Raw genomic sequence first — 1,965 nt, forward strand, 5'->3', positions numbered from 1 at the left:
AGCAGTCAAACTGTGGGAGCGAGCTTGCTCGCGAAAAGGCCGGAACGAAGAGCCAATAATTCGTCCTTGTTGCATTACTGCGGCAACTCCAGATTATCCAGATAAATAAATCCGTACCCTTTCCTTTGGGTTGATAAATTTCTTTTTAGTACTCCATTTTTATATTGTCAAACCACATGTTGCCCCCTCCGAATATCATTATCTCTAATCGTTTTATGTTGGAGCCAGAGAAAGTTGTATTCGTATAGATGTCCAGAGCTAAATCTTTAAAGCCTATGAAATTATCTGCAGTATTGTAATAATTGATTCGGCCGGTTGGATTGTTTGAAATGTTTAAGTGATGATCTATGCTTAATCTCGAGCAAGGGGTCCTAAGTGATATATCAACTACTGTTGTAGACTGTGGGCCTGGACTTGCTTGGGCTGCAAAAATATACAACTGTTTGGCTAGGTTGATTTTCCCAATTAACAATCCTTGAGGATTTATTACTCGCCACTTCAGTGTTATTAATGGGGTCGAGTAGTTGGAGTTCTCAGGTATGTCCTCTGATGCGCATTTTTCAAAGCCCTCAAGGTCATAATTAACGATGTTAACTTCATATTGCTGTGAAGAGTCCCCGACACCATACAATGCTTTAGCTGTGAAGTTATGCTCGGCAATACTCAAGGCTGAAACCAAACGTTCCCATATGCCTGTAGTCGGGTCGGCAGTCGCGTCCCCCTTGGAGGTTACACCGTCGAACACTCTGATACTCTGGCCATTCGCGGCGTTGCCGCTGAGTGTCACGGCTGTTTCTCTGGTGGTGCCGCCCGGTAGGATATCGGCCCCGCTTGGTGAGCCTTTCACTGAGGTCAGTGTCGGAGCGGTGGCTTCCGTTACGGTCAGTGTGCGCACATTTGACCATTGCGGGGACGATGTATACAGCGATCCTGCGTATAACCTCCGGGCACCCACTGCAACAGTAATAGGCAACTCCCACATGCCTGTTGCTGTCGAGGCGGTGGCGACCCCCTTGGAGGTGTGGTTCGGGCCGTTTCCTTCAAAAATTTCGACTCTCTGGCCCTTGCTCGCGGTGCCTATGAGCTTCAGGGCGGTGCTGACGGTAGTTTGTCCCTCGGGGATTTCAACGTTCTTGTCGTCAAGCACGTTGCTCAGCGTAGGGACGACAACCGGCGTCACGGTCAGTGTTCTGGCTGCCGACACGGCGCCGGAGCCGTACAAAGCCTTGACGGTAAAGCTGTGCGCTGCCACAGCCAAAGCACTGACGAGCAGCGTCCAGACACCGGTTGTGGCATGTGCCGTTGCCTGATCTTTGGAGACCGTGCCGTCAAAGATTTCGACCTTCTGGCCTTTGGCCGCGACGCCGCTCAGGGTCACGGCAGTTTCCACCGTAAGGCCGCCGTGAGGGATTTCATCCCCGCTGGGTGAGCCTGTTACCGAGCCGAGGGTCGGCACAACGTTTTCGTAGGCCTTGATCCTGTAAGTCCGTAGCGCAAACGTAACGGCCTCACTCTCAACCTGAGTACCACCAAAGCCTGCCTTGAACTCCAGTTCCAGGTCTCTGCCATCTTCCAGGCTTTGCAAGTCCGGCAGCGGAAATGTGTGGGTGTAAAAACCCTGGTTGATCCACGTCGCATTGGTTTGCGAACCCGGCGGTTGCCAGAAGGTTTTCAAGTAGTCGCCCCCGCCTTTCAATGTCCCTTTCGCTTTCAGCCAGACATATTGTTTCAGCGCAATGTGCGGATAACTGTTCGCGCGAAGGGTGGCGTTGGTGGTCAATTGACTGACGTCCAGCTCCGGCCCTTCGCCTTGTTCGGAGGCCTGCACGATCAGCGGCCCGGGCAAATCGCTTTGCGCAATGGGCGACACCGCCAGCGCACGAATCCGCGACTCTTTCGGATCCTGGGTGCCGCGCGTTACCGTGTAATCCAGCGTGATGGACTTGGCGAGGTTGAAGGCGAGCA

General features: G+C 52.6%; 1 pseudogene. It reads right to left on the bottom strand.

Going from position 1 to position 1,965, the window contains the following annotated elements:
• Positions 1-145: 145 nt before the first annotated feature.
• Positions 146-1,965 (bottom strand): annotated as a pseudogene (locus tag DCO47_RS27120) (hypothetical protein); the annotation flags it as partial.

Origin of the sequence: Pseudomonas sp. NDM (assembly GCF_003105095.1) — a bacterium.
GTDB lineage: Bacteria > Pseudomonadota > Gammaproteobacteria > Pseudomonadales > Pseudomonadaceae > Aquipseudomonas > Aquipseudomonas moraviensis_A.